Here is a 21,816-nt window from a genome sequence, read left to right as displayed (position 1 = left end):
CGGGGCGGTGGAGGTTTGTTCGGTGTGCGGGAAGTAGAAGAGGACCGCATGGTCGGCTGCTGCTGAGTCATACCGTGTTCCCTTCGTAAGTGGTTGACGCTCTTGCGTTTTACCGACCCCACCATTGCTCAATGGCCGCACTGAATTCGGCGGGCGCGTCGGACTGCGGGAAATGACCCACCCCTTTCAGAATGGTCGTGGTGTGGTTGGGCAGTATCGCTTCCCAACGCTCGCGGTACTTCTCGGGGAAGATCCAGTCGCTGTCGCCCCACAGGATCAGCGTGGGCAGGTCGCGTACCGACTCGAGTCCCTCCTCGAGATCCCTGAAGTACGCTCGTGCCCCGACCAATTGCCCCGGCAGGGCGGCGCATGGCCGACGGAGCGCCGGTGTGGGCATCGCCTGGCGATAGTGCGTCATCTCGGCGTCGGACACCTTGCGCCGCTTGTGCGCCGAGGGGATGAAGTATTCGACCATCAGGTCGAAGCGTCGGATCAACTCGCGTCCGATCAAGCTGCCTCCGACGCGTGAGAAGAACTCGCTGGACAGATCGCCGTTCAACGGCCATGCCCAGGTGTTGGTCAGGACGAGCCGATCGAACCGTTCGGGCTGTCGCTCCGCCGCGTACAGGCCGAACGGGCCGCCCCAACTGTGGCCCACCAAGGTCGTCCCCGTGAGGTCGAGGCGTTCGATGAATGCCGACAGCATGTCCGAGTGTTCCTGGGCCGTGAACCGATAGCCGGGGGCCGCGGTCGACAGACCGAACCCCGGAAAATCCGGCGCGATACACCGAAACCTGTCGCGCAGCGTCGTGATGACGTCGCGGTATACGAAGGACCACACCGGGTTGCTGTGCAACAACAGCAGATTTGGCCCCGAGCCTTCGTCGATGTAGTGCACGACGTTCCCGCCGAGCTCGACGAAGCGGCTCGCGAACGGAAACAACTCGTCGTCCACCCACCCGGGACGTTCGCCTACAGGTTGCACCACGGCCATGCCCCAGATCCTCGCCGAGGATCGAACAATAGTCAAGTATACACTTAAAACTAAAGTCGCCTGCGCCGCCGCTCCGGGCGACGCCAAGGACCTCGACAACGCCAGCCCTGCAACAACTTTCGGCAATCCGGGCCCAGTGACGACGATCATGACAGGCCGCCGCCGCGCCCGCCCCGGACGACGCGCTGAATTCCCCAGCTCGAACAGCTATGCTCCGCGATCGCTGTTCCATTTCACTTACGCGGCACGCAAGTGCGGCCGCAACGTAGCCGCCGCGGTAGATTAATACGACCAGGCTGTCGTGTCTCGAACCAAAGGATCGGCGCGTTTCGGCAGCCCTGGACCGAAGGTCGTTTTCCGCACTCGGCAGCCCCAAACCCTTTATGCCCCAAGTTCTTATGGCTGTCGCTGGCAGGTAAATACCGCATCCGGAGCGGATTTCACTAAGCGCGCTCGGGATCCACAGTCGCGCAACATACTTCACCTCGGCGCCATTCGGGAGGTCACGCATCTTCCCAGATGCTCTCCCCCATTGACAACCACCCGTCAACTTGCGCAAAGTGCTGTATTGTCCGTGAAGAGCATTCACTTCTCACCGGCGCCGACAGGGTCTCGGCCGCTTGGTACGCGTTTCCGCAGAACGGGGGAGTCATGGCTGTGTACACGACCGGAGGTCTCAGTAGCAACGACCTCGACCACCCGAGGGAACTCGAACGCGAAGCGCCTTGCAGGGCATACTTGTTCGGGTATCTACGAATCTATCGAGGTGATCAACGGCTCACTCTCGAAACAAGTCGAAAGAAGGGTCTGCACATACTGCTGTGGTTCCTGCTGAATCCCGGGAAGCCGTGCTCGGCAGACCAGTTCGTCGAGACACTGTGGCCCGAAGCCGAACCCGGCAAGGCAATCTCCGGCTTCGACGTGAACATGCATGCGCTCAAGCGCCTGCTCGAGCCCGAACTCGGTCCGCGAGAACAGTCTTCGTTCATCCAACATCATGCGAACCGCGTCTACACCTTCGAGTCGGCGAACATGTGGTGGACGGACGTGGCCGACCTCGAACTGCTGTACCAGCGCGGTCACGCCTGCGACAACATTGGTGACATCGCTCGGGCCCGCTTCTACTACCGACGGGTCTCGGAATACGTCTCCCAAGGCCCTCTCCTCGACGGCGAGTCGAGCCCCTGGCTCGAACGCTACCGGCATCGGTACACCCTGATGTGCTCACAAGCTCTCACCCGCCTCATGCAGATCGACATCGATTGCGGCGCAGACGAAGACCTGCTCGAATCGGCGTATCAAATGCTGCGCCTGGACCGGTACAACCAGTTGGCGAACCGGGTGATCATCGAAGCATCCCTGCGCAACGGTAACCCCAGCCGCGCCCGACGCCGATTGGAGGCGTACTGCGATGCCGTCGAGCGCGATCTCGGTGTCGAGCCGCCGAAGGACTTCGACGAGCTGCGACGCCAGCTGGTCGGCACGCGCGTCCCCCGCAACCGAACGCTGCGGCCCGCGAACTTACAGATGCGGTAACAGGCGGGGAAGTCCGATTTCCTACGGTCATCGCGCACGAGCTGGACAACGACCGATCCGGCTTCCCCTGAATGACACTGCCAGGAGCGCGATCCCATGACCCTTACCGTTGGCGAACTCTTCGACGAACTGCCCGGCCGCCTCCGCAGCGAGGCCGCGACCGGCGTCGAAAGCACCCTCCAGTGGCAGCTCACCGATCTCGACCCGGGTGTGTGGGCCATCGAGATCAAGGACTGCCAGGGCCGTCTCATCCCCGGCGGCGTCCCCGAACCGGACACCACATTCACCACGACCAGCGACATCTGGCTCGCTATCGCCGAGGGCCGGCAAGACGCGATGAAGGCGTTCATGACCGGCAAGATGAAGGTCGAAGGCGATATGACGCTCGCACTCCGGGTTCCCGAGCTCTTCGACACGACGTCCTGATCCACGCTCGGGCTCGGCCCGAGCTCAGTCACCTTGTGCGACAACCCGATCAGCCTGCGATGGCGACATCGTCGGGTCGGATTTCGTCTGGTGAGAAGGACTCGCCATCGCGGACCCCGCGACCGTCCACGGCCAGACCGTTCCGCGATCCGCCTTCGCGCTGTTCCTCGGCGCGGCCATGTCCATGACCGCGTTTCCGGTGCTGGCCCGAATCCTGACCGACAGCAAACTGATCGCCGCCATGGTTGGTAGCCTCGCGCTCGCGAGTGCGGCCATCGACGATGTCATCGGTGGGTACATGGTCGCTTTCGTCTCGGCGATCGTCACCTCGCGCGGCATCGGAGACTTGCTGGAGATCCGCGGTCGCGTGCATGGGGAAGTTACTCGGCACGGGTATTCCGGCGGCCAACCGGAGGACGTCGCCCTCGAAACCAAGGACGACCGCGAGGACGAGCTCGAGACCTAACCGCGGGCGAATGCGCTGACGAGATCCTTCTTCTTGCCGCGGAGATCGCTGGCCGCGACCGCCTGGTCGACGGTCAGCATGCCCGATGCCATGCCCAAGACGACCGCGGCCTCACCGCGCAGTACGGTCGCCGGCTCCTCACCTCGGCACAGTTCGACATGAGTGCCCTTCTCGTCGATGCGCACGCTGACGACCTCATCGTCGACGGCCACGCCAACCGTCGTCGGCGTGTCGGACCGCCTGTCGGCCAGTAGCGAATTCAGCGCCACCACCAGCCAGTGACCCCGAAACGAGTCGTCCGCCCGCGGACCCGAGATCATGAGCGGGGTACTCCAATTCACCAGGGCGCCAACCGCACCCCGAAGTTCACTACCCCACGGCGTGAGCATGTACACGACGCCATTGCCCTCGGCGGCCAGAGTGCGCTGAACGATGCCGGTTTCCTCCAGCTCGCGTAGGCGTTCGGCGAGCAGATTGGTCGCAATGCCGGGCAGCCCCGCCTGCAGTTCGCCATACCGGGCCGGTCCGACGAGCAGCTCCCGAACGATCAGCAGACTCCACCGCCCGCCGATGACGTCCAGCGCCCGTGCCAGGCCACAGTATTGATCGTAGGACCGTTTGGGCATTGCTCTCCAACTCTTACTTGACTTTCTTTAACTTACTTGAGTATAGGACACCCAAGTGCGCGCCCACGCCGCCAGCGCGATGTCGGGTTCCCCTGCCGCAGGCGCGATTGCTGAATTTGCATTGTCCGGATGGTCACGGCGCCTGTTGGGCTTCGAAGTGTCGCCTGTTGATCGCGATCGACGACTGCCACTGCTGCGGAACGTCATCTTCGTTGTAGATCGCTTCGACCGGGCACACGGCAGAGCAGGCGCCACAATCGATACAGGCCACCGGGTCGATGAACATCTGGTCGTAGTTGTCGAAGTCTGTTGCGTCGGGGGTGGGTTGGATCGCGTCGACCGGGCACACGTCGTAGCACGACGTATCCTTGCTGCCGATACATGGTTCGGTGATCACGTAAGGCATACGTATCTCCTCGGGGTCCGGGGTGGTGGGTGGTGCGCCGGTCAGACCACCGCCACGCCGTCCTGGCCGTGGTGGTCGGCGGCGGACTGGTCGCTCTCGAGCTCCCTCAGCAGCGCCTCGAGTTCGTCGGGAGAGGCTTGGGCTAGAAGCTGTTCCAACTCGTCGAGCTGCTCACCGGCCTCGCCCGTCGCGGCAGGCGCCGACTCGTCGGCTTCGGCAACGGATTCGGATCCGCCGAACTCGAGGCGGGTGACCATCCCTGCCGCGAGGGCAGCGATAGTGGCGCCCTGCAGCAGGTCGAGGACCGGGACATCGATCTGCAGGACGACCTCGATGCGGTGTTTCATCTCGATCGCCATCATCGAGTCGAGCCCGAGACTGCTGAGTGTCTCCTCGGTGCTGATCTTCTCCGCGTCCGAACCGAGCACCCGCGCGACCACCTCGCGCAGGAACTTGCCCAGCACGGCGGCGCGTTCGTCCTCGCCTGCTTGCCGCAGCGTCGCCACCAGCGATTCGGAATCGGTACTGCTCGCATCGATGTCATCGCCTTCGCCGCGGACCGCTAGCTGGGAGAACATCGGCGGCATCTGGCCCGTCAACGAGGTTTCGCGTGCTGTCGCCCAGTCGACGGTGATCGCCACCAGGTGGGCCGGACGCTGATGCAGGACCCGGCCCAGGATCTGCATGCCGGTTTCGGGGGTGATGAGTTCGATGCCGCGGCGGGCATACATCTGCTCGAGGTCGAGCTGTTCGACCATGCCCACCGACCACGGGCCCCATCCAATACTGAGTGCCGGCAGGCCGAGCCCGCGCCGATAACCCGCCAGGGCGTCCAGGAAGGCGTTGCCTGCCGCGTAGTTTCCCTGGCCCGGTGACGCGATCACCGATCCGGTGGACGAGAACAGGACGAAGAAGTCCAGCGCCGTATCCCGGAACAGGCGATGCAACAGCCAGCCGCCGATCAGCTTGGGCCGCAATACCTTCGTGAAGGTTTCCCGTTCCATGCGGACCAGCAACTCGTCGTCCACGACGCCCGCGGCGTGCACGACCCCGACGATCGGGGGCAGGCCCGCCTCGCCGTGCCTGCTGAGCCAGCTCTGCAGCTGTTCGGCGTCGGTGACATCGACGGCGGCGAGATGAATTCTGGCGCCGAGGGATTCGAGCTTGCGGAGTTCGTCGACGAGACCTCGGCGCGGGTGGTCGGCGGGCAGCTCGTTCCAGGTTCGCCGATCCGGGAGCGGGGTTCGGCCCATCAGGACCACGTCGCGCGCGCCGCGCTCGATCAGGAATCGCGCGACCAGCAGGCCGAGCGCGCCCAGACCACCGGTGACGAGATAACTACCGGCGGCACGCATCCGCGCCGGGAACGGCGGCGTCAGGTCCGCGCTCTCGGTGAGGCGGGCGACGTAGCGTCCGCTCCCCCGCAGCGCGATCTGATCCTCGGTGTCGGGCTTGGTGATCAACTCGGCCAGCAACCGCGCTTGCTGTGCGTCACTGTCCATCGGGTCCAGATCGCACAGGCCACCCCAGAGCGTCGTGAATTCCTGATGACCAATGACACGCCCCAGCCCCCACAGCGGGGCCTGCGCGATATTCGGCCGATCTCGTTCCGCACCAACGGATTGCGCACCGCGGGTGACCAGCCACACCTTCGGTACCTGGGAAAGCTCGGCCGACAGGGACTGCATCAGGAGCGTGACCGAGTACACGCCGAGCTCTTGCGCAGCCTGCAGGTCCTCGGCCGATTCGGCGTCGTCGAAGTCGATATCGAGGCTCCACAGATGCACGACCGTGCCGATCTTCTGCTCGCGCAGGGTTCGCATCACCTGCACGTAGTGAGCCGGGTTGGCGGGGTCGATGGTGTACTCGTCATCACGGCCGTCGTCCACGTCGCTGACATCGGCGTGGCTCACGCTGATGACACGGCGGCCGCCGCTCCGCACCAGCGCCGCCGCTTCCGCACCGACACCGGTCGCGTCGGTGAAGATCAACCAGGCATCGTCGGTACCGTTCGCGTCGAGCGGCGAATCCGCGAGCGCCACAGCATCATCGGCACTCACGCTCGTCGCAGGGACCGCCTGCCAGGTCAACTCGTAGAGACCACGGTCGATCCGTTCCGGGGACAGACTTGCCGCCGCGGCGAGGGATTGCGCTCGGAACCCGTCGATCTGGACCAGGACCCGTCCGGTGTTGTCGCACAGGGCGATGTCACTGACGATCCGTGATCGATCGGCTTGGACTACTCGCGCGACGACGACCATGTCTCCCGTGGGCGGCGCCAGCACGCGGATCCGGTCGATCCGCACCGGAAGATAGGGTGTCGCGCGGTCTTCGGCCGCTTCGGCCGGAGCCGCCGCGACCAGCAGAACCTGGAAGGCGGCATCGATCAGCGCGGGATGGAACAGGTAATCCTCGAGCCCGGAACAGATCTCGTCGGGAATCGCGACATGGCCGACCGCCACCCGGTCACCGGTGGCGATATCGCCGACCGATTGGAATGCGGCGCCGTACTGAAATCCCATGCCGCGCGTGCGTGTGTAGAACTCGTCGTGGGAGACCTGCTGCCCACATCCGGCGATGATGGCGGCGACATCGTGCGCCTCGGGTGTCGTTGCGCTCGTGGCGATCTGGGCTGTCGCGTGGATCGTCCACTGCCGTTCCCCGCTGGGCAGCGCCAGGTAGCTGGCGATCTCGACCCGCGCATCCTCCTGATAGAGCGTCGTACGCAACCGCGCATCCGAGACCGGTAGCAGCACCAGCGCCCGGTGCAGTTGCAACGTGTCGACGCTGTAATCGCCGGGGCCGTAGACCTGACGGGCGGCGGCCAAGGCCATCTCGATGAGTGCCGCACCCGGCAGCAGGACATTGTCCTGAATCCGGTGGTCGGCCAGGTACGCCAGATGAGAGGTGTTGAGTTCCACTTCCCATGTGGGATGCGCGGCATTCATCCGCTGCCCGAGCAGCGGGTGCACCTGCCGGTAGTGGCGGTCCTCGCGCGCCTCGGCAGACTCGTTCCAATAGGTCTCGAGCTGCCACGGATAGGTCGGGAGCTTGACGAACCGCGCGTCGGGCGCATGGAAGCTCTCCCACCGCACCGGGTGACCATGGCCGTGCAGCGAACCCAGTGTCCGCAAGAGCATTTCGTCGTCGGGTTCGTCGCGGCGAAGCGACCCGACGACCAGCCCTTCGCGCTCGGGCCCGGTAAGCAATTCCCGCATCGAGCTCGCCAGGACCGGGTGCGGCGCGAGTTCGAGAAAGTGGGTGTAGCCGTCGTCGACCATCTCGCTGAACGCGGCCGAGAACAGGACGGTGGCCCGTACGTTCTGCCACCAGTAGCGGCTGTCGGCAGCGCTGCCGTCGATGCGGCTGCCGGTGACCGTGGAGTACAGCGGCACCCTCGCGTGGCCGGGCCGCAGTCCGGCCAGCCCGGCCTCCAACTCCGCGCGCAGCGGATCCATGTAGTGGCTGTGGAAGGGAACCTTCACGGGTAGGAAGCGGTGGAAGACGCCGAAGGTCTCCAACTGCTTGGCCATGCTCTCGAGTACCGCGGCCTCGCCCGATAGCGTGACCGCGCTCGGGCTGTTGATGGCCGCGACCGACACCATCGGACCGGCGTCGGCCACCGCCTGATTCAGGGTTTCAGGTGTCATACCGACGGCCAGCATGCGGCCGCTGCCGGAGGTGCGCTGTTGCAGGCTGCTGCGGTAGTAGATGACCTTGGTCGCGTCCGCCAGACTCAGCACCCCGGCCACATACTGCGCGGCCACTTCCCCCGCGCTGTGTCCGATGATCGCATCGGGTTCGATTCCCCAGGACCGCCAGAGTTCGGAAAGACCCACTTGCAGAGCGAAGTTGGCCGGTTGCGCCACTTCCGTCTCCGCCATGCGGGATTGCTCCTCGTCAGCGAGCAACTCGTCCATCAGCGACCAGCCGGTGTACTTCCGCAATTCGGCCGAGCACGCTTCGACGGCCGCACGGAAGACTGGCTCGGTCGTCAACAACTGCCGCCCCATGCCCCACCACTGCGGGCCCATGCCCGAAAAGACGAATGCGAGTGCGGGTTTGGTTCGCGGCCGGGCTCGGCCCGCGACCACACCGGCGGACTTCCCGTCGTCGAGGTAGGCACGCAACCGTGCTCGGGCGTCATCGACATCCCGCGCGACCACGGCGAGACGATGCTCGTGGTGGGTGCGGCGGAGCGCGGACGAATACGCTATATCGGCCAGACTTTCGCCTGTGCCCTCGAAGTACTCGCACATCGACCCGGCCAGCTCGTGCAGTGCGTCGGCGGTGCGCGCCGACAATACAACGACGCGGCGCCGATCCTCGCCACGCGGTGGGACCGGCTGTTGCCGAGGCGGGCCCTGCAGCACGGCATGGGCATTGGTGCCGCCGAATCCGAACGAGTTCACTCCCGCGTATCGCGGACCGCTCGTCGCGGGCCACTCGGTCAGCTGTGTGGGGACGCGCAGTCCGAATTCGGCGAACGGGATGGCGGGATTGGGTTCTTTCAGATGCAGATTCGCTGGAATCCGACCGTGTTTGAGGCAGAGGGCGGTCTTGATCAGGCCCGCGACGCCGGCCGCGGCCTCGAGGTGCCCGATATTGGTCTTGACCGACCCGACCAGGATGGGGTCGCCCTCGCGCCGGTTCACCGACAGCACTCGCCCGATCGCGGTCGCCTCGATCGGATCTCCGAGTGGCGTGCCCGTCCCGTGCGCCTCCACGTACTGCACCTCGTGGGGCGAGACTCCGGCCCGCGCGTACGCCGCGCGCATGGCGGCTTCCTGGGAGTCACCGTTGGGGACGGTGATGCCATTGGTGTGACCGTCCTGTGTGACGGCGGTCCCGCGGACCAGCGCGTAGATCGAGTCGCGGTCGGCCTGCGCCCGGGCGAGCGGCTTCAATAGGACCACGCCCGCGCCTTCGCCGCGCGCGTAGCCGTTCGCGGAGGCGTCGAACGTCTTGCACCGGCCATCGGGGCTCAGGAACCCACCCTTGGATTCGGCGATCGTCATGTTCGGGGCCAGCATCACGTTGACGCCGCCGACGACGGCCTGCGCGCATTCACCGTTCCAGATCGCTTGTGTCGCAAGATGAAGCGCGACCAGCGACCCGGAGCAGGCGGTGTCGACGGTGAGGCTGGGGCCGCGGAAGTCGAACGCGTGCGACAGCCGATTGGCCAGCATCGTCATCATCATGCCGGTGGCCGAGTGCGCCTGTAGCTCGTACCGGCTGTGCACCCCATAGTTCTGCAGCAGCTTGTAATCCAGTGTGAAACCGCCGACGAAGACGCCGGTGTCGCTACCGGCGAGGCGGTCCGCGTCCTGGCCCGCGTCTTCCAGAGCCTCCCACACCGCGCGCAGCAGCAGGCGCTGCTGCGGATCGAGCCAGATCGCCTCGCGCGGCGAGATACCGAAGAAATGGGCGTCGAATTGGTCGACCTGCTCGAGGAAACCACCGCGGAAGGTGCTCATCTTGCCGAGCTTGGCGGGGTCGGGGTCATAGAATTTGCCGACCTCCCAGCGATCCCGCGGCAGCTCGCGGGTGGCGTCCACGCCCGCGCAGAGCATGTCCCAGTAGGCGTCCGGGGTAACCGCTCCGCCGGGGAAATGGCATCCGATTCCGACGATCGCGATGGGGTCGCGCTGGAGGTTGTCGTGCTGTGGATCGCTCATGCCGGAATACCGCCTCCGTTGTTCAGCGTGGATCGCAGTTCGTTGGTGAGATGCGCAAGCAGAAGGTCCTGACTGACCTGGATGAAGAAATGCGGGCCCGGCAGCATGGTGAGACCGAAGTCGTTGCCCGCCTGCACTTTCCACAGCTCGAGGTCCGTGCGCCCGACGCGCACGTCCTGCTGGCCGCCGAAGACCGACATCGGAATCGACAGCGGCGCTTCGGCTGTGTACTCGTAGGTGTCGCACACTTCGATATCGGCGCGCAGTATCGGCAGCAGGGCACGCATGATGTCGTCGTTGTCCAGCACGCTTTGCGGCGTGCCCTCCTTGGCCAGCACCGTTTTCAGCACTTCGTCGGGCAGGTGATAGATGCGGATATTGGGGTTCGGCAGCTGAGGCGCTCGAAATGCGGCCAGGAACAACCTGGCCGGTTGCGGCGAGCCGGTGCGCCGCAACTGTCGGGCCAATTCGAACGCCACGAGCGCACCCATGCTGTGCCCGAACAGCGCAAACGGCCGGTCGAGCAGGGGCACGATCGCCGTCTCCAGGTCGCCGACGAGCGAGACCAGTCGCCGATGGGGCGGCTCCGCCGCCCTGGACTCGCGGCCCGGCAGTTGGATCGCACACACCTCGACCTGTTCGGGCAGCTGATCGCTCCAACTGCGGAACAGGGTGGTGCCGCCGCCCGCGTAGGAAAAGCAGAACAGTCGCAAGGCCGGATCGGCGCTCCCGTGCCGGACGAACCACTTCTCCGGCGCCGCCGACGGCCGCGTGCGGCGCAGGCGTTCGGCGAGTTGGGCCCTCTGTTCGGGCGGCAGGTGCGCGAGTCGTGCCCGCAGGCCCTGTTCTGTCATGGTCGGCCCGGTCATTCGGTGGTCCTCCTCTGCTCAGGCCATCGAGGGGCTTTGACGGCCCAAGGTGACCCACGCGTCGGTGATCGGATTGGTTTCGTGCGACCGCTGGTACGCCGACCGCAGCTCGGACAGCAAGCGGTCGGCGAGCCACGCTTCGATCTGCGCCTCGGCCGCGAGTTCCGGAGTCTCGCGCAGTCGGTCGATGACCGTGGTGACCAGTTGCCCGGCGACCTGCTCGAGCAGCGCGACATTCCTGGCGAATTGCTCGTCCAGTTGGTCGTCCGGCAGGCCGGCGGCCATCCCCTCGTGCAGCTCGACGATGAAGGGCAGCAGTGTGTACGGCTCCGCGAACACGCCCGCGGCCGGTCGATCGTCGACCGCATGCCATTCACGTGCGAATTGCTGCACGCGGGTGTGGATCTTCCAGGCGCGCAACAGATTCGCCATAGACTGGGGGCTGTCGCCCAGGCGCGGGAACTTCTCGTGGAAGAACAGCAGGCCGGGCACCGACCAGTACATGATGGTGTCCCAGATGACCTTTGCAACCATCACCTGCGGGTTGCCCATCAGCTGGAACTGCTGCTGATAGGCGACCAGCCAGATCTCGCTGAGCACCAGGTACACCTGGTTGTGCGCGATGACCTTCTCCCGCAGGTCTTCCCCGGCGCGGTCACGTTCGATGAGGTCCACGATCAACCCATTGCTGATCCCCATGAGGTCTCCGCCGGAGGAGTACAGCGGATCGATCGAGACCCCGGCCTCGCCGGTCAGACACCAGCGATCCTCGGAGTACACCTGCTTGCAGCCGTATGCGTAGTCGTGCATGACCCGGAAGTCCTGGATCTCGTCGCGGTGGTCGGCGACGGCCGCCGCGCACTGCGGTTCATGGCTGGCGAGCCATTCCAGGGCACGGTCGAGCGTGCTGAAGCCCTCGTGCGGGTGGATCTCGGCATCGGCGACGATGCCGATGCTCGTCGATCCCGATGCAAGTGGGATGATCCATACCCAATACCCGTGGCCCATCAGATGATTCGTCGACAGGCGGCGAGCGCCACCGCGGCGGCCGTAGGGGCCGCGCTCGACGTCGGTGCGCGCGAGCCAGTCCGCGTCGCTGGACCACGAGCCGATGTCGATCGGACGCGCTATCCGGAACCACGAGGAGTTCGCGTGGTGCGAAATCGGTTTGGCCAAGCCGAGTTTCCGTTTGAGCAGGCCCGCCCGCCCGGACGCGTCCACCACCCAGCGCGCCTGGATGACTCGATGTTCGTCACCACCGCTCACATGGATCACATGCTGCTGGTCGCCGCCGCGCAGGTCGACACTGACGACACGATGCCGGTCGAGGAAACGCACGCCCGCGGCGGCGATCCGGGTGCCCAGGTGATTCTCCAGGCGACCCCGGTCGAGCTGGTAGGTGGGCAGCGGCGCCTCTTCGATCTGGCCGAACTCCACTCGACGCGCGATATCGTGATTCCCGTTGTGGGGGAAGAACATCCGCAGCCCGAATTTGCGCAGCTGCTCGGCCTCGAGGTGGTCTTTCAGGCCGAGTACGTCGCGCAGGTAGTGCGCCTGCATCTCGACGCTGGACTCACCGACCTTGTGGGCGGCCTCGGTGACCGGATGCGCCTGCCGTTCGATCACCGTGATCGCGAGGTCGGGAATGGACTTCTTCAACTGCAGGGCGAGAGTCAGTCCGGCGATGCCGCCACCGACGATGGCCACATCGACCGTCTCGGGTGCTCGATCCCCGCCGGGCGTCTTGGACGAAGTGTTCATGGTGTCTCCTCAGGATTCGGCGCTCACGATGCGGTTGCCGCCGGTGCGGCGGGCGTCGGCTGTCCGGCCTCGGACCGGGGGACGTTGATCCACTCCGGGCTGGTCGGATTACGGTGTCGCTCACGGCGATAGACAGCCAGCAGCTCGGCGATGATCGGGTCGCGCTGCCAGCCCTGGATGCGGGCGACGACCTCGTCGTCGTAGGTCCGCTCGGCATAGGCGGCGATGACCGTGCTGACCAGCTGACCGGCGAGTTGCGCGAACAGGCGCGTGTTCTTGTTGAATCGCTGCTCGAACTCCGCATCGGTCAACTCGTCGGCCATACCGGCGTGCAGTGCGATCATGAAGTCCAGCGGTGCGTAAAGATCGACGAACTGCGCCGGCAGCGCGGAGTCGTCGATCGCGGCCCACTCACGGAAGAACTGCTGAACCCGGTTGCTGATCTGAGTCAGCCGCCCCAGGTCCGCGGCCAGCGAAGGGACGGTCGCCGCACTGCGGAACTTGTCGTTGAAGAACAGCAGACCGAACACGCCCCAGTAGAACGCGGTGTCCCAGATGACCTTCGACGTCATCACCCGCGCGTTGCCCATGAGTCCGTACTGCTTCTCGTAGACCGCCAGCCAGATGGCGGCCACATTGCGAAACAGGGTGTCGTGGATCGCGCCCAGTGCGGTGACGTCCTCACCCGACAGCGATCGGGTGATCAGATCGACTGCCAGACCATTCCCGATGGAGATCAGATCCAGGCCCGGCGAGTAGAGCGGGTCCAGGAAAACGCCCGCCTCGCCCGTGAGACACCAGCGCTGTTCCCCCGAGAACACCTGCTCACATCCATAGGAGTAGTCGCGCATCACCCGGAAGTCCTGGATGACGTCAGCATGCTCGTCGACGACTGCCGCGCACTGCGGTTCGCGGCGGCGCAGCCACTCCCGCGCCTTGTCGAGAGTATTGAAGGAACCGAACGAGTGCGCCTCGGCCTCGGCCACGATCCCGACGCTGGTGGAGCCCGACGCCAGCCGGATGAGCCACACCCAGTAGCCCTCGCCCATCAGGTGATTCGTCGACATGGCGCGTTCGCCTTCGGCGATCCGCGCGGCCCAGTCCCGATCGTCGGTCCAGGTGCCGACATCGATGGGATGCGCGATCCGGAACCACGCCGCATTCGCGGTGTGGCCGACCGGCTTGCGCAGCCGACGGTGCTGACGCTGCAACAGTTGGCCGCGTCCGGAGGCGTCGACCACCCACCGCGCGAAGATATCTCGCTCCCCGTCGGGACCAGCGATCCGAATCCGGTGCACCGCGTCGTCGGGTCGCAACTCCACCTCGGCCACCTTGCGGCCGGCCAGGAATTCGACCCCGGCTTCGACGCAGCACACGCCGAGCGCGTTCTCCAAACGCCCGCGGTCGAGTTGGTAGCTGCTCAGTGGCACGAACACCGAGCTGCCCAATTCGACACGCCGAGCGATATCGGTGTTGTCGTGGTTGCTGAAGAACATTCGCAACCCGAATTTGCGGATCTGCTGAGTCGCGAGGTGGTCCTGTAATCCGAGTACGTCGCGCAGATAATGCGCGGCGATTTCGACGGTGGACTCCCCCACCTTGTGTGTGGTCTCGGGAACCGGATGGGCGAGCCGTTCGACGACAGCCACTCGAATACCGGGCCGTTGTCGGCGAAGCTGAAGCGCGAGCGTCAGGCCCGCGGTACCGCCGCCGAGAATGACCACGTCATAGTGTCCCGGCGCGGCCGATTCCGTTGCCCGGCGAGCGCGCAGGGACTCCGCGAGCGCTGCCCGCTGGTCTCCCGACAATCCGGAGAGTCGATGTCGTACCGATTTGGTCATGGCTGCCTCCTCCCCGAAGTACTGTCACGGCAGTGACTTTCGGTGCGCTTACGTGGCGCGAAAGGGTCACGAAAGTAGTCGCGTGTTCACTAGGGTGGTCGACCCAGGACAACGGCGTCGGGTCGAGTTCCAACCAACGCCGCTGATCGATAGCTGCGGCCTTCACATGGGAGGCCATATGACCGAACGCCATGCAGGCGACCAGGAGGGAGTTCGACACACACGGGCCACAGACGCCGAGAGTCATCGATTTCAGGCTCGCTTCTTCGGTCCGTTCCACGTCTCGCGTGACGGCGCGCCACTCAACGATGCGGCCGAGCTCGGTCGTACGAGTGCGCGCACGCTGCTGAAGTGGTTTCTGCTCAATCCGGGTATCCGCGTCGGGTCGCTGGAATTGTGTGAGTTGCTCTGGCCCGTGCGCAGATCGCGCAGCAATCCGAACCGACTCCATGTGACGCTGCATTACCTGCGGCACTTGCTCGAGCCCGACCTGGCCGCTCGCCAGCCGTCGACGTTCATCCGCTCCGACGGTAAAGGGTTGTACTGGTTCGATTTCGCCGACAGCTGGTGGACCGACGTCCGCGCGGCCGAACGGCTCCTAGCCGCGGGCAAGGACGCCGATACGAAGGGCGATGTCGAGACGGCGATCACTTCATACGAACTGGTGCTGGACTACTACCGTCGAACCTTTCTGCCGGAGAACCTGTTCGACGAGGCCTTCGACTCATCGCGTACTGCATACGACGTTGCGCACCGCGACGTGGAGAGCCGACTGCTGCGGCTGTATTTGGTTCGCGGCCAGATACACAAGGCACTCCCGATCGCGCTTTCGGTCCTGGAACGAGATCCATACTCGGAAGAGGCATCCACGGCGATCGCGGAAGTCAATCTGCGCCAAGGCAATGTCCTGGCTGCGAGAACTCAGTTCGCGCGATACCTGGAAACCATCCGCCGCGAACTCGGGGCCGATCCGAGTGGATCCGCCCTGCGGCTGTGGGAACGAATCCAGCGCGCGGGCTGACCGGCGACCGTCTGGGAAGGAAACCCAGTGCGTTCCAAGAGAATTCGGATGACAGCGACCGGTCGTCGCACCGAGGTGCTCGCCGCCGCCGTGTCCGCCTTCGCCGAGTCCGGCTATGCCGCGACGAAAACCGATGAGATCGCTCGCCGCGCGGGCGTCTCGCAGCCATACGTGATCCGGCTCTTCGGCACCAAGCAGCAGCTGTTCGTCGCGGTGATCGAACAGGTCTGCGGCCGGATCGAGGAGACCTTCCGCGAGGCCGTCGCCGGGCTCGACCCCGCCACACCGACGGCGGAGGCGGTCGAGGTGCTGGGCAAGGCCTACGACATCTTCCTGACCGAGCGAGAGCCGCTGCTCGGCATGCTGCACGGGTTCACCGCCAGTGGCGACCCCGTGATCGGCGAGGCGGTTCGCGCCGGTTTCGGCCGGATCTACGGCGTAGCCCGCGAACTGACTGGAGCGTCGGTCTCCGAAGCCCGCCACTTCGTGGCCACCGGGATGCTCCTGACCGTCATGAGCGCCATGGGCGTTGTCGGCCACGACGCAATCCCGGTGCCGTGGGCGGTCGAGATCCTCGAAGACGTCCAGGATGTGCCCGACCTCTGCTGATCCTGAGATCAGCAGAGGTCGGGAACCAGGGTCTCAGGGCTTGACCGGCGTGGCGACTTCGGCCGGTTTGCGTTCCTCCCCCATCGGGCCGAAGACGTAACCCTCTTTCCAGGCGCGGCGTTCGAAGATCCGCTGAATCGGTGTGGCGGCGAAGGTGGTGACAATCGTCATCAGCGCCAGAATGGTGTACAGCTCGTCCGTGATCAGACCCGCTGTTTGCCCGATGTTGAGCAGAATGAGCTCCATCAGTCCCCGGGCGTTGGCGAGTGCGCCCATCGAACCTGCTTCGCGCCAACCCATTCCCTGCCACCGCGCGGCGAGACCGATCGCGCCGAACTTCCCGGCGAAGGACACCACCAGAACCAGCGCACCCATCAGTAGCACCCCGGGTGCGAAGATCAGCGACAGCTGTGTGTTGAGCCCGGAATAGATGAAGAAGCCGGGTAGAAACAGATAGGCGACCAGGGGTTCGAAGCGGTCGCGGATCTTGTCGAGCAATTCGCCGCGCGGCATGACCACTCCCGCTACGAACGCGCCGAAGACAGAGAACAGCCCGATGGAATCCGTGAACCAGCAACCAGCGAGGATGACCAGCAACACGATCGTCAGATGCGCGATCGGAATGCCGCCGGTACGCGCGGCATCCCCGCGGGGGGTCCAGGTATTGAGCCGCGCCAGCCAGCGTCGCGCGACGAACACCATGACCAGGACGTAGGCGATGCCGCCGAGCAGGGTGGTCAGCGCATCGCTCATATCGCCCTTGGTGGTGGCGACCACGGTGGCCAACAGAAGCCAGGAGCACGCGTCATCGACCGCGGCGCACGACAGCGACATGGTGCCCAATCGCGTGTTCATCAGCCCGGAGTCGTAGACGATCCACGCCAGCATCGGAAAGGCCGTGATCGCGACGGCGGCCGCGATGAACAACGCACCCTGCCAATGGCTGACCTTCTCGGTGAAATAGCCGCCATTGGTGATCATCAGCGAGCCAATGAGACCTCCGAGAATCATCGGAACGACAACACCGAAGGCCGACGTAGCGCCCGCCTGCCGCATGTGGGCGCCGAGGATATCGAGTTTGAACGAGGCGCCTACCAGGAACATGTAGAGCACCAGGCCGATTTGCCCGACGATATAGATCGCGATCAGATTCGGATGAATGATCGAGGTGTTGCCGATGTGCAGCTTGGTCGGGAACAACCAGTGTTGCGCCGCGGGCCAAATCGCGCCGAACACCGACGGCCCCAACAAGAATCCCGCGACCATCACAGCCACGACCTGGACCTGCGCCAGCCTGCGAAACAGCGGCCAGATGAGGCGATAGGTCACCAAGATGACCAACATTTGAATAAAAAGATGACTCGTGATTTCCAGCAATGTCGGCAAGGCTGACTCCTCGACGTCGTCGGTGATTCTCTAGGTGTCCGCACGCAGCGCGGTAGCGCGACTTACCTCGACGAGCCGGTCCCACCTGTCGGCCAGGCCGAGGCTGGAAAAGGTTTCGCGCATCAGCGTGTTGAAAGCCACGTCGGAGCCGACGAGTTCCTCGTCGACCTGCCCGTAGACCTCGGCCACGAGAATCCCGTACAGCCGGACCCAGGCCAATTTGAACAGCCAATACGTGCCCAGTCCCTCGACACCGAGCGCGGCGTAGAACGGATTGTCCCGCTGGGCGGCGCTCTTTTGTATTAGTGCGTACAACCGCGGGTTCAGATCGTCGGCGGTCGGCACCACGATCAATCCGCGCGAATGCAGGTCAATGAACATCTGAGCGAAGTACGCGGCGAACGGATTCGGCGAATCGTCGTCGCCCGCGGGCAGCCGTCCCAGCGCCTTTCGGCGAATCGGGCAGGACACCGCGGCCAGCGTCGGGTTCGCGAAGGCCACCAGGAATTCGGTGCGGTTTGCCAGCGCCCAGCAACGTAGCGCGGTGGCGGACGCGGCCAGCCGGGCGGCGGGATCGTCTCGCGAATAGCGTTCGCCCGCTTCAGCCATGGCGGCGATGACGTCGGTGCAGATGGCGCGTGCGACCAGCACGTGCAATTCGTCGATACTATCGATATAGCGATACAGGGCAGGCGCCGTCATTCCCATCTGGGTAGCGACCGCCCGCAACGACAGATCGTCGCCTTCGCGCAGCACATCCCTTGCCACCTCGACGATCTCGTCGCAGGTCTCCAGCCGCCGTCGTTCGCGCCGACTCAGCACTCGTGCCGGTACCGTCATCTCATCTCCCCAGCGCACCCGCCGCGCGGTCACTGTCGGTTTCCGGTAGCGCCGCCGGGTCCGCGGAGTAGGGGCGAATCGAGAAGTCCCGGCCGCCGCCCTTGGCCAGCCCGTCCGGTCCCACGGTGATCCACGCATTCGCCGAATCGTCGTGCGCCCGATAGATTTCCACCAATCGCATCAACGCCTTGTCGGCACGCCACCGACCGGCCTGGGCGCGGCGCGCCTCGTCCTCGGCGGCGTCGCACTCGGCGAGCACTGCCGCCACGAGCTCCCCGGCGATCCGCTCCAACTCGTCGAGGTTGCCGGCGAGCCGCTCACCCACCTCGGCGTCGGAAAGGTCGGCGACCATGCCCTCGTGGAAGCGGATCATGAAATCGAAGTCGTAGTAGGTGACGAAACCGTCGGCGTGCACCCGCGGTTCGACCGCGTACCACTCGCGGAAGAACCGCTGCACCGGCTCGGTGATCGACGACATCCGCGCCAGCTGCCGCACCAGTCCCGGCCGATCGACCAACTGCCGGAACTGGTCTCGGTAGTAGAGCAGCGAAGGCACGGCCCAGTAGACCCCGGTGTCCCAGAGGACCTTGGCGCTCATGACCCGAGCGTTGCCCAGGATCGGGTACTGGCCCTCGTAGATGGGCAGCCACCCGTCGGTGACCATGAAGAACACGTTGTTGTGGATGGCGGCCAGATCGTCGACGTCCGCGCCGTCGAGGGCCTGGGTGACCAGATCGGTGATCAACCCGTTGCTCATCGAGATGACATCGAACCCCGGCGAATACAGCGGGTCCAGGAAGATTCCCGCCTCGCCCGTCAAACACCAGCCGTCCGCCGAGTAGACCTGCTCGCAGCCATAGGAGTAGTTGCGCATGACCTTGAAGTCGAGCAGTTTGTCGCGATGCGACTCGATCACCTCCGCGCATTGCGGCTCGTGCTCGCGCAACCACTCCAACGCCTTCTCGAAACGGCTGATCCGCGCGAACGGGTGCAGATCGGCATCCACGACGATGCCGACGCTGATCGTGTTGGAGGCCAACGGGATCAGCCACACCCAGTAGCCCTCACCCACGAGGTGGTTGGTCGACAGGCTGCGGCGGCCGTCACCGATGCGCTCGTGCCAACTCGGCAGATCCGACCATTCACCGATGTCGATCGGGTAATCGATGCGGAACCAGGCGGCATTGACGTTGTGGCCGTTGGGTTTCGACAGTCCAAGTTTCCGCTTGAGCAGCGACGCGCGGCCCGAGGCGTCAATCACCCAGTGGGCCCGCACATCCCGATGTTGCCCGTCCGGTGTGGTCACCCGCACGCGGTGTCGATCATCGCCCCCGGTGAGGTCGATCTCCTCGACCTTGTGCCCGACCCACATGGCCACACCGGCGGCGCTCAGCTCGTCGGACAGGTAGTTCTCGAACCGCCCGCGGTCGAGCTGATAGGTCTTCGCGACATGGGTCCGGCGCGCGTGGCCGAGCTCGACACGGCGCGCGATGTCCCGGTTGTCGCCCTGAGTGAAGAAGAACCGCAGCCCGAACTTCTCCAGCTGCAGATCGCTGATGTGCGGCTCGATCCCGAGCACGTCGCGCAGGTAGTGCGAGGCGATGTCAACCGTGGACTCGCCGACCTTGTGCGCCGCCTCGGGCGCCCGAACACTCTTCTCCACCACCACGATCGAGGTGCCGGGGCGCGCGTTGTGCAGTTGCAGTGCCAGTGTCAGTCCCGCGGCGCCACCGCCGAGGATCACCACGTCGAACGCCACTGCATCGAACGCGGAATCCGCGTTGCCGGGCGCTGTCTGATCGGTCATTGTGCTACCTCCACCGGGCCGGGTTCGGAATCGTGGGTGCGCGGGCGGGCGGGCAAGAGGAGCCAGGCCATGACGGCGGTGGCGAAGACGGTTCCCGCCGCGAGTAACGACCCGCCTTGCATGCTGAACAGGAAGGCGGAGGTAGCGGTGTCGGACAACTGCCGGGCGCCCTCGCTGTCTGCGTGGGCGGCAAGGTCTTTCGCCGCCTCGAGCGCGCCACCGAGGGAGCCGTCGGAGGCCGAGATGACGGAGTCGGGCAGCGCGGCGGACACCGTCGAACCCATTCTGTTGTAGTAGAGCGAGGAAGCCATGCTGCCGATCACCGCCACTCCGAGGGTGGCTCCGCACAAACGGGTCGCGTCGTTGACCGCCGCACCGACCCCGGCCTTCTCTTTGGCGACCGCGCCCATGATGGCTTCGGTGGCCGGGGTGCTGATCAGGCCGAAACCCAGGCCGAGCACAACGATATTGATGGACATGAAGCTGTAGGCGGTGCTGCCGGTGTTCGTCGCCGCCCACGCCAGACCCACCGCGAACAGAATCAGGCCCGCGGTGACGACCACCTTGTTCCCGATCCGCACGGCGAGCCACGCACCGACGATCGACGCGATTCCGATCGAGCCGGCCATCGGCAGCAGGCGCAGACCCATGGACAGCGCGCTGTAGCCCTTCACCAGCTGCATGTATTGCGTGATGAGGAAGATGAAGCCATTGAGCGCGAAGAACGAGATGGCGACCGAGCAACTCGCCGCGGTGTAGCGCATGTTGGCAAACAGCGATACATCCAGCATCGGATCCTTGGTGCGCCGCTGCACCGCGATGAAGATCAGCAGAACCATCACGCCAATCGCGAAGCATGCGATGGTCGAGATCTCCCCCCATCCCCATTGCGGGGCCTCGATGATGCCCAGCACCAGCACCCCGAACCCGACGATCGACAGCGCCAGGCCCCGCCAGTCGATCGGCGGTGTCTTCGGGTCGCGCGAGGTCGGCACGAACACGACGATGAGCGCGGCGACTGCCACGGTGAGCAGCGCCAAGAAGGCGAAGATGCTGCCCCACCAGTAGCGGCCCAGTAGCCAGCCGCCCACGATCGGTCCGGTGGCGACGCCCAAACCCGTTGATGCGCCCCATAATCCGATGGCGCGGGCGCGGGCGCGGCGTTCGGTGAACGCGTTCGCCAGAATCGACAATGTGGTGGGCAACATGAGCGCCGCGCCCAGTCCCATCCCGGCCCGCGCGGCGATCAGACCGCCGCTCGTCTCGGCCCATGCCCCCGCCAGGGAGGCCACAACGAGAATTCCCATCCCTAGCAGCAGGGCGCCCTTGCGGCCTTGCCGGTCGCTGAGGCTCCCGGCGGCCAGGACGAAGGCGCCCAGGAACAGGTTGTAGGCGTCGACCACCCATTGCAGCTGGGTCGTGGTGGCCGAGAGGTCCCTGGTCAGGGTGGGCAGTGCCACGTTCATGATCGTGATTTCCACGGTGACGATGTACGCGGTCGCCATCAGCGCGAAGAGAATCATGGTCTCCCGGTACTTGCGCATGCGTGC

16 protein-coding genes are annotated in these 21,816 nt (G+C 65.2%); 5 read left to right on the top strand and 11 right to left on the bottom strand.

Annotated elements, in window-relative coordinates; translation table 11 throughout:
* Nucleotides 1–109 precede the first annotated feature (109 nt).
* Nucleotides 110–994 carry an alpha/beta fold hydrolase gene (locus VMT65_RS32465; protein WP_326312418.1) on the bottom strand — a complete coding sequence of 295 codons (885 nt, stop codon included), beginning with the start codon at nucleotides 992–994 and terminating at the stop codon, nucleotides 110–112.
* Nucleotides 995–1,513: 519 nt separating this feature from the next.
* Between VMT65_RS32465 and VMT65_RS32460 the strand changes: the two genes are divergently transcribed.
* The 3 genes from VMT65_RS32460 (at nucleotide 1,514) to VMT65_RS32450 (ending at nucleotide 3,422) form a co-directional block, all read left to right on the top strand.
* Nucleotides 1,514–2,530 (top strand): AfsR/SARP family transcriptional regulator, encoded by a 1,017-nt coding sequence (locus VMT65_RS32460; RefSeq protein WP_326312416.1) that lies wholly within the window; start codon nucleotides 1,514–1,516, stop codon nucleotides 2,528–2,530.
* A gap of 96 nt (nucleotides 2,531–2,626) precedes the next feature.
* Nucleotides 2,627–2,956: an SCP2 sterol-binding domain-containing protein gene (locus VMT65_RS32455; RefSeq protein WP_326312415.1), complete on the top strand. Its 330-nt coding sequence runs from the start codon at nucleotides 2,627–2,629 to the stop codon at nucleotides 2,954–2,956.
* Between the two features lie 178 nt (nucleotides 2,957–3,134).
* Nucleotides 3,135–3,422, top strand: a complete 288-nt coding sequence (locus tag VMT65_RS32450) for a hypothetical protein (protein WP_326312413.1) — start codon at nucleotides 3,135–3,137, stop codon at nucleotides 3,420–3,422.
* Here VMT65_RS32450 and VMT65_RS32445 read toward each other — a convergent pair.
* The 6 genes from VMT65_RS32445 to VMT65_RS32420 form a co-directional block, all read right to left on the bottom strand.
* Nucleotides 3,419–4,048 (bottom strand): winged helix-turn-helix transcriptional regulator, encoded by a 630-nt coding sequence (locus VMT65_RS32445; RefSeq protein WP_326312412.1) that lies wholly within the window; start codon nucleotides 4,046–4,048, stop codon nucleotides 3,419–3,421. The two genes, VMT65_RS32450 and VMT65_RS32445, sit on opposite strands and share 4 nt — an antisense overlap.
* A gap of 133 nt (nucleotides 4,049–4,181) precedes the next feature.
* A complete protein-coding gene (locus VMT65_RS32440; RefSeq protein ID WP_326312410.1) occupies nucleotides 4,182–4,454 on the bottom strand; it encodes a 4Fe-4S dicluster domain-containing protein in 273 nt (90 codons plus the stop codon).
* Between the two features lie 41 nt (nucleotides 4,455–4,495).
* A complete protein-coding gene (locus VMT65_RS32435; protein ID WP_326312409.1) occupies nucleotides 4,496–10,132 on the bottom strand; it encodes a type I polyketide synthase in 5,637 nt (1,878 codons plus the stop codon).
* Nucleotides 10,129–11,001, bottom strand: a complete 873-nt coding sequence (locus tag VMT65_RS32430) for a thioesterase II family protein (protein WP_326312408.1) — start codon at nucleotides 10,999–11,001, stop codon at nucleotides 10,129–10,131. Before VMT65_RS32430 ends, VMT65_RS32435 begins: the two co-directional genes overlap by 4 nt.
* An 18-nt stretch (nucleotides 11,002–11,019) precedes the next feature.
* Nucleotides 11,020–12,762, bottom strand: a complete 1,743-nt coding sequence (locus tag VMT65_RS32425) for an NAD(P)/FAD-dependent oxidoreductase (RefSeq protein WP_326312407.1) — start codon at nucleotides 12,760–12,762, stop codon at nucleotides 11,020–11,022.
* Between the two features lie 23 nt (nucleotides 12,763–12,785).
* Nucleotides 12,786–14,603: an NAD(P)/FAD-dependent oxidoreductase gene (locus VMT65_RS32420; RefSeq protein ID WP_326312406.1), complete on the bottom strand. Its 1,818-nt coding sequence runs from the start codon at nucleotides 14,601–14,603 to the stop codon at nucleotides 12,786–12,788.
* A gap of 178 nt (nucleotides 14,604–14,781) precedes the next feature.
* On the opposite strand from VMT65_RS32420, the gene VMT65_RS32415 reads away from it, so the two are divergent.
* Complete coding sequence (locus tag VMT65_RS32415; RefSeq protein ID WP_326312405.1) at nucleotides 14,782–15,624, top strand: AfsR/SARP family transcriptional regulator; 843 nt, start codon at nucleotides 14,782–14,784, stop codon at nucleotides 15,622–15,624.
* 48 nt (nucleotides 15,625–15,672) lie between these two features.
* Nucleotides 15,673–16,233, top strand: a complete 561-nt coding sequence (locus VMT65_RS32410) for a TetR/AcrR family transcriptional regulator (protein WP_326312404.1) — start codon at nucleotides 15,673–15,675, stop codon at nucleotides 16,231–16,233.
* A gap of 33 nt (nucleotides 16,234–16,266) precedes the next feature.
* Here VMT65_RS32410 and VMT65_RS32405 read toward each other — a convergent pair whose 3' ends face one another.
* Genes VMT65_RS32405 through VMT65_RS32390 form a run of 4 tightly spaced genes read right to left on the bottom strand, consistent with a single transcriptional unit; the run spans nucleotide 16,267 to nucleotide 21,810 of the window.
* Nucleotides 16,267–17,619: a cation:proton antiporter gene (locus tag VMT65_RS32405; protein WP_326312403.1), complete on the bottom strand. Its 1,353-nt coding sequence runs from the start codon at nucleotides 17,617–17,619 to the stop codon at nucleotides 16,267–16,269.
* Between the two features lie 30 nt (nucleotides 17,620–17,649).
* Nucleotides 17,650–18,492: a TetR/AcrR family transcriptional regulator gene (locus VMT65_RS32400; RefSeq protein WP_326312402.1), complete on the bottom strand. Its 843-nt coding sequence runs from the start codon at nucleotides 18,490–18,492 to the stop codon at nucleotides 17,650–17,652.
* Nucleotides 18,461–20,266: an NAD(P)/FAD-dependent oxidoreductase gene (locus tag VMT65_RS32395; RefSeq protein WP_326312395.1), complete on the bottom strand. Its 1,806-nt coding sequence runs from the start codon at nucleotides 20,264–20,266 to the stop codon at nucleotides 18,461–18,463. The genes VMT65_RS32400 and VMT65_RS32395 overlap by 32 nt, the downstream gene beginning before the upstream one ends.
* Complete coding sequence (locus tag VMT65_RS32390) at nucleotides 20,263–21,810, bottom strand: MFS transporter (RefSeq protein WP_326312394.1); 1,548 nt, start codon at nucleotides 21,808–21,810, stop codon at nucleotides 20,263–20,265. The genes VMT65_RS32395 and VMT65_RS32390 overlap by 4 nt, the downstream gene beginning before the upstream one ends.
* Nucleotides 21,811–21,816: the final 6 nt, after the last annotated feature.

The sequence above is a fragment of the Nocardia sp. CDC153 genome (assembly GCF_035818515.1).
In the GTDB taxonomy this organism is placed as follows: domain Bacteria; phylum Actinomycetota; class Actinomycetes; order Mycobacteriales; family Mycobacteriaceae; genus Nocardia.
The sequence above is the reverse complement of the archived record's forward strand: the minus strand, read 5'-3'. Positions and strand labels throughout refer to the sequence as shown.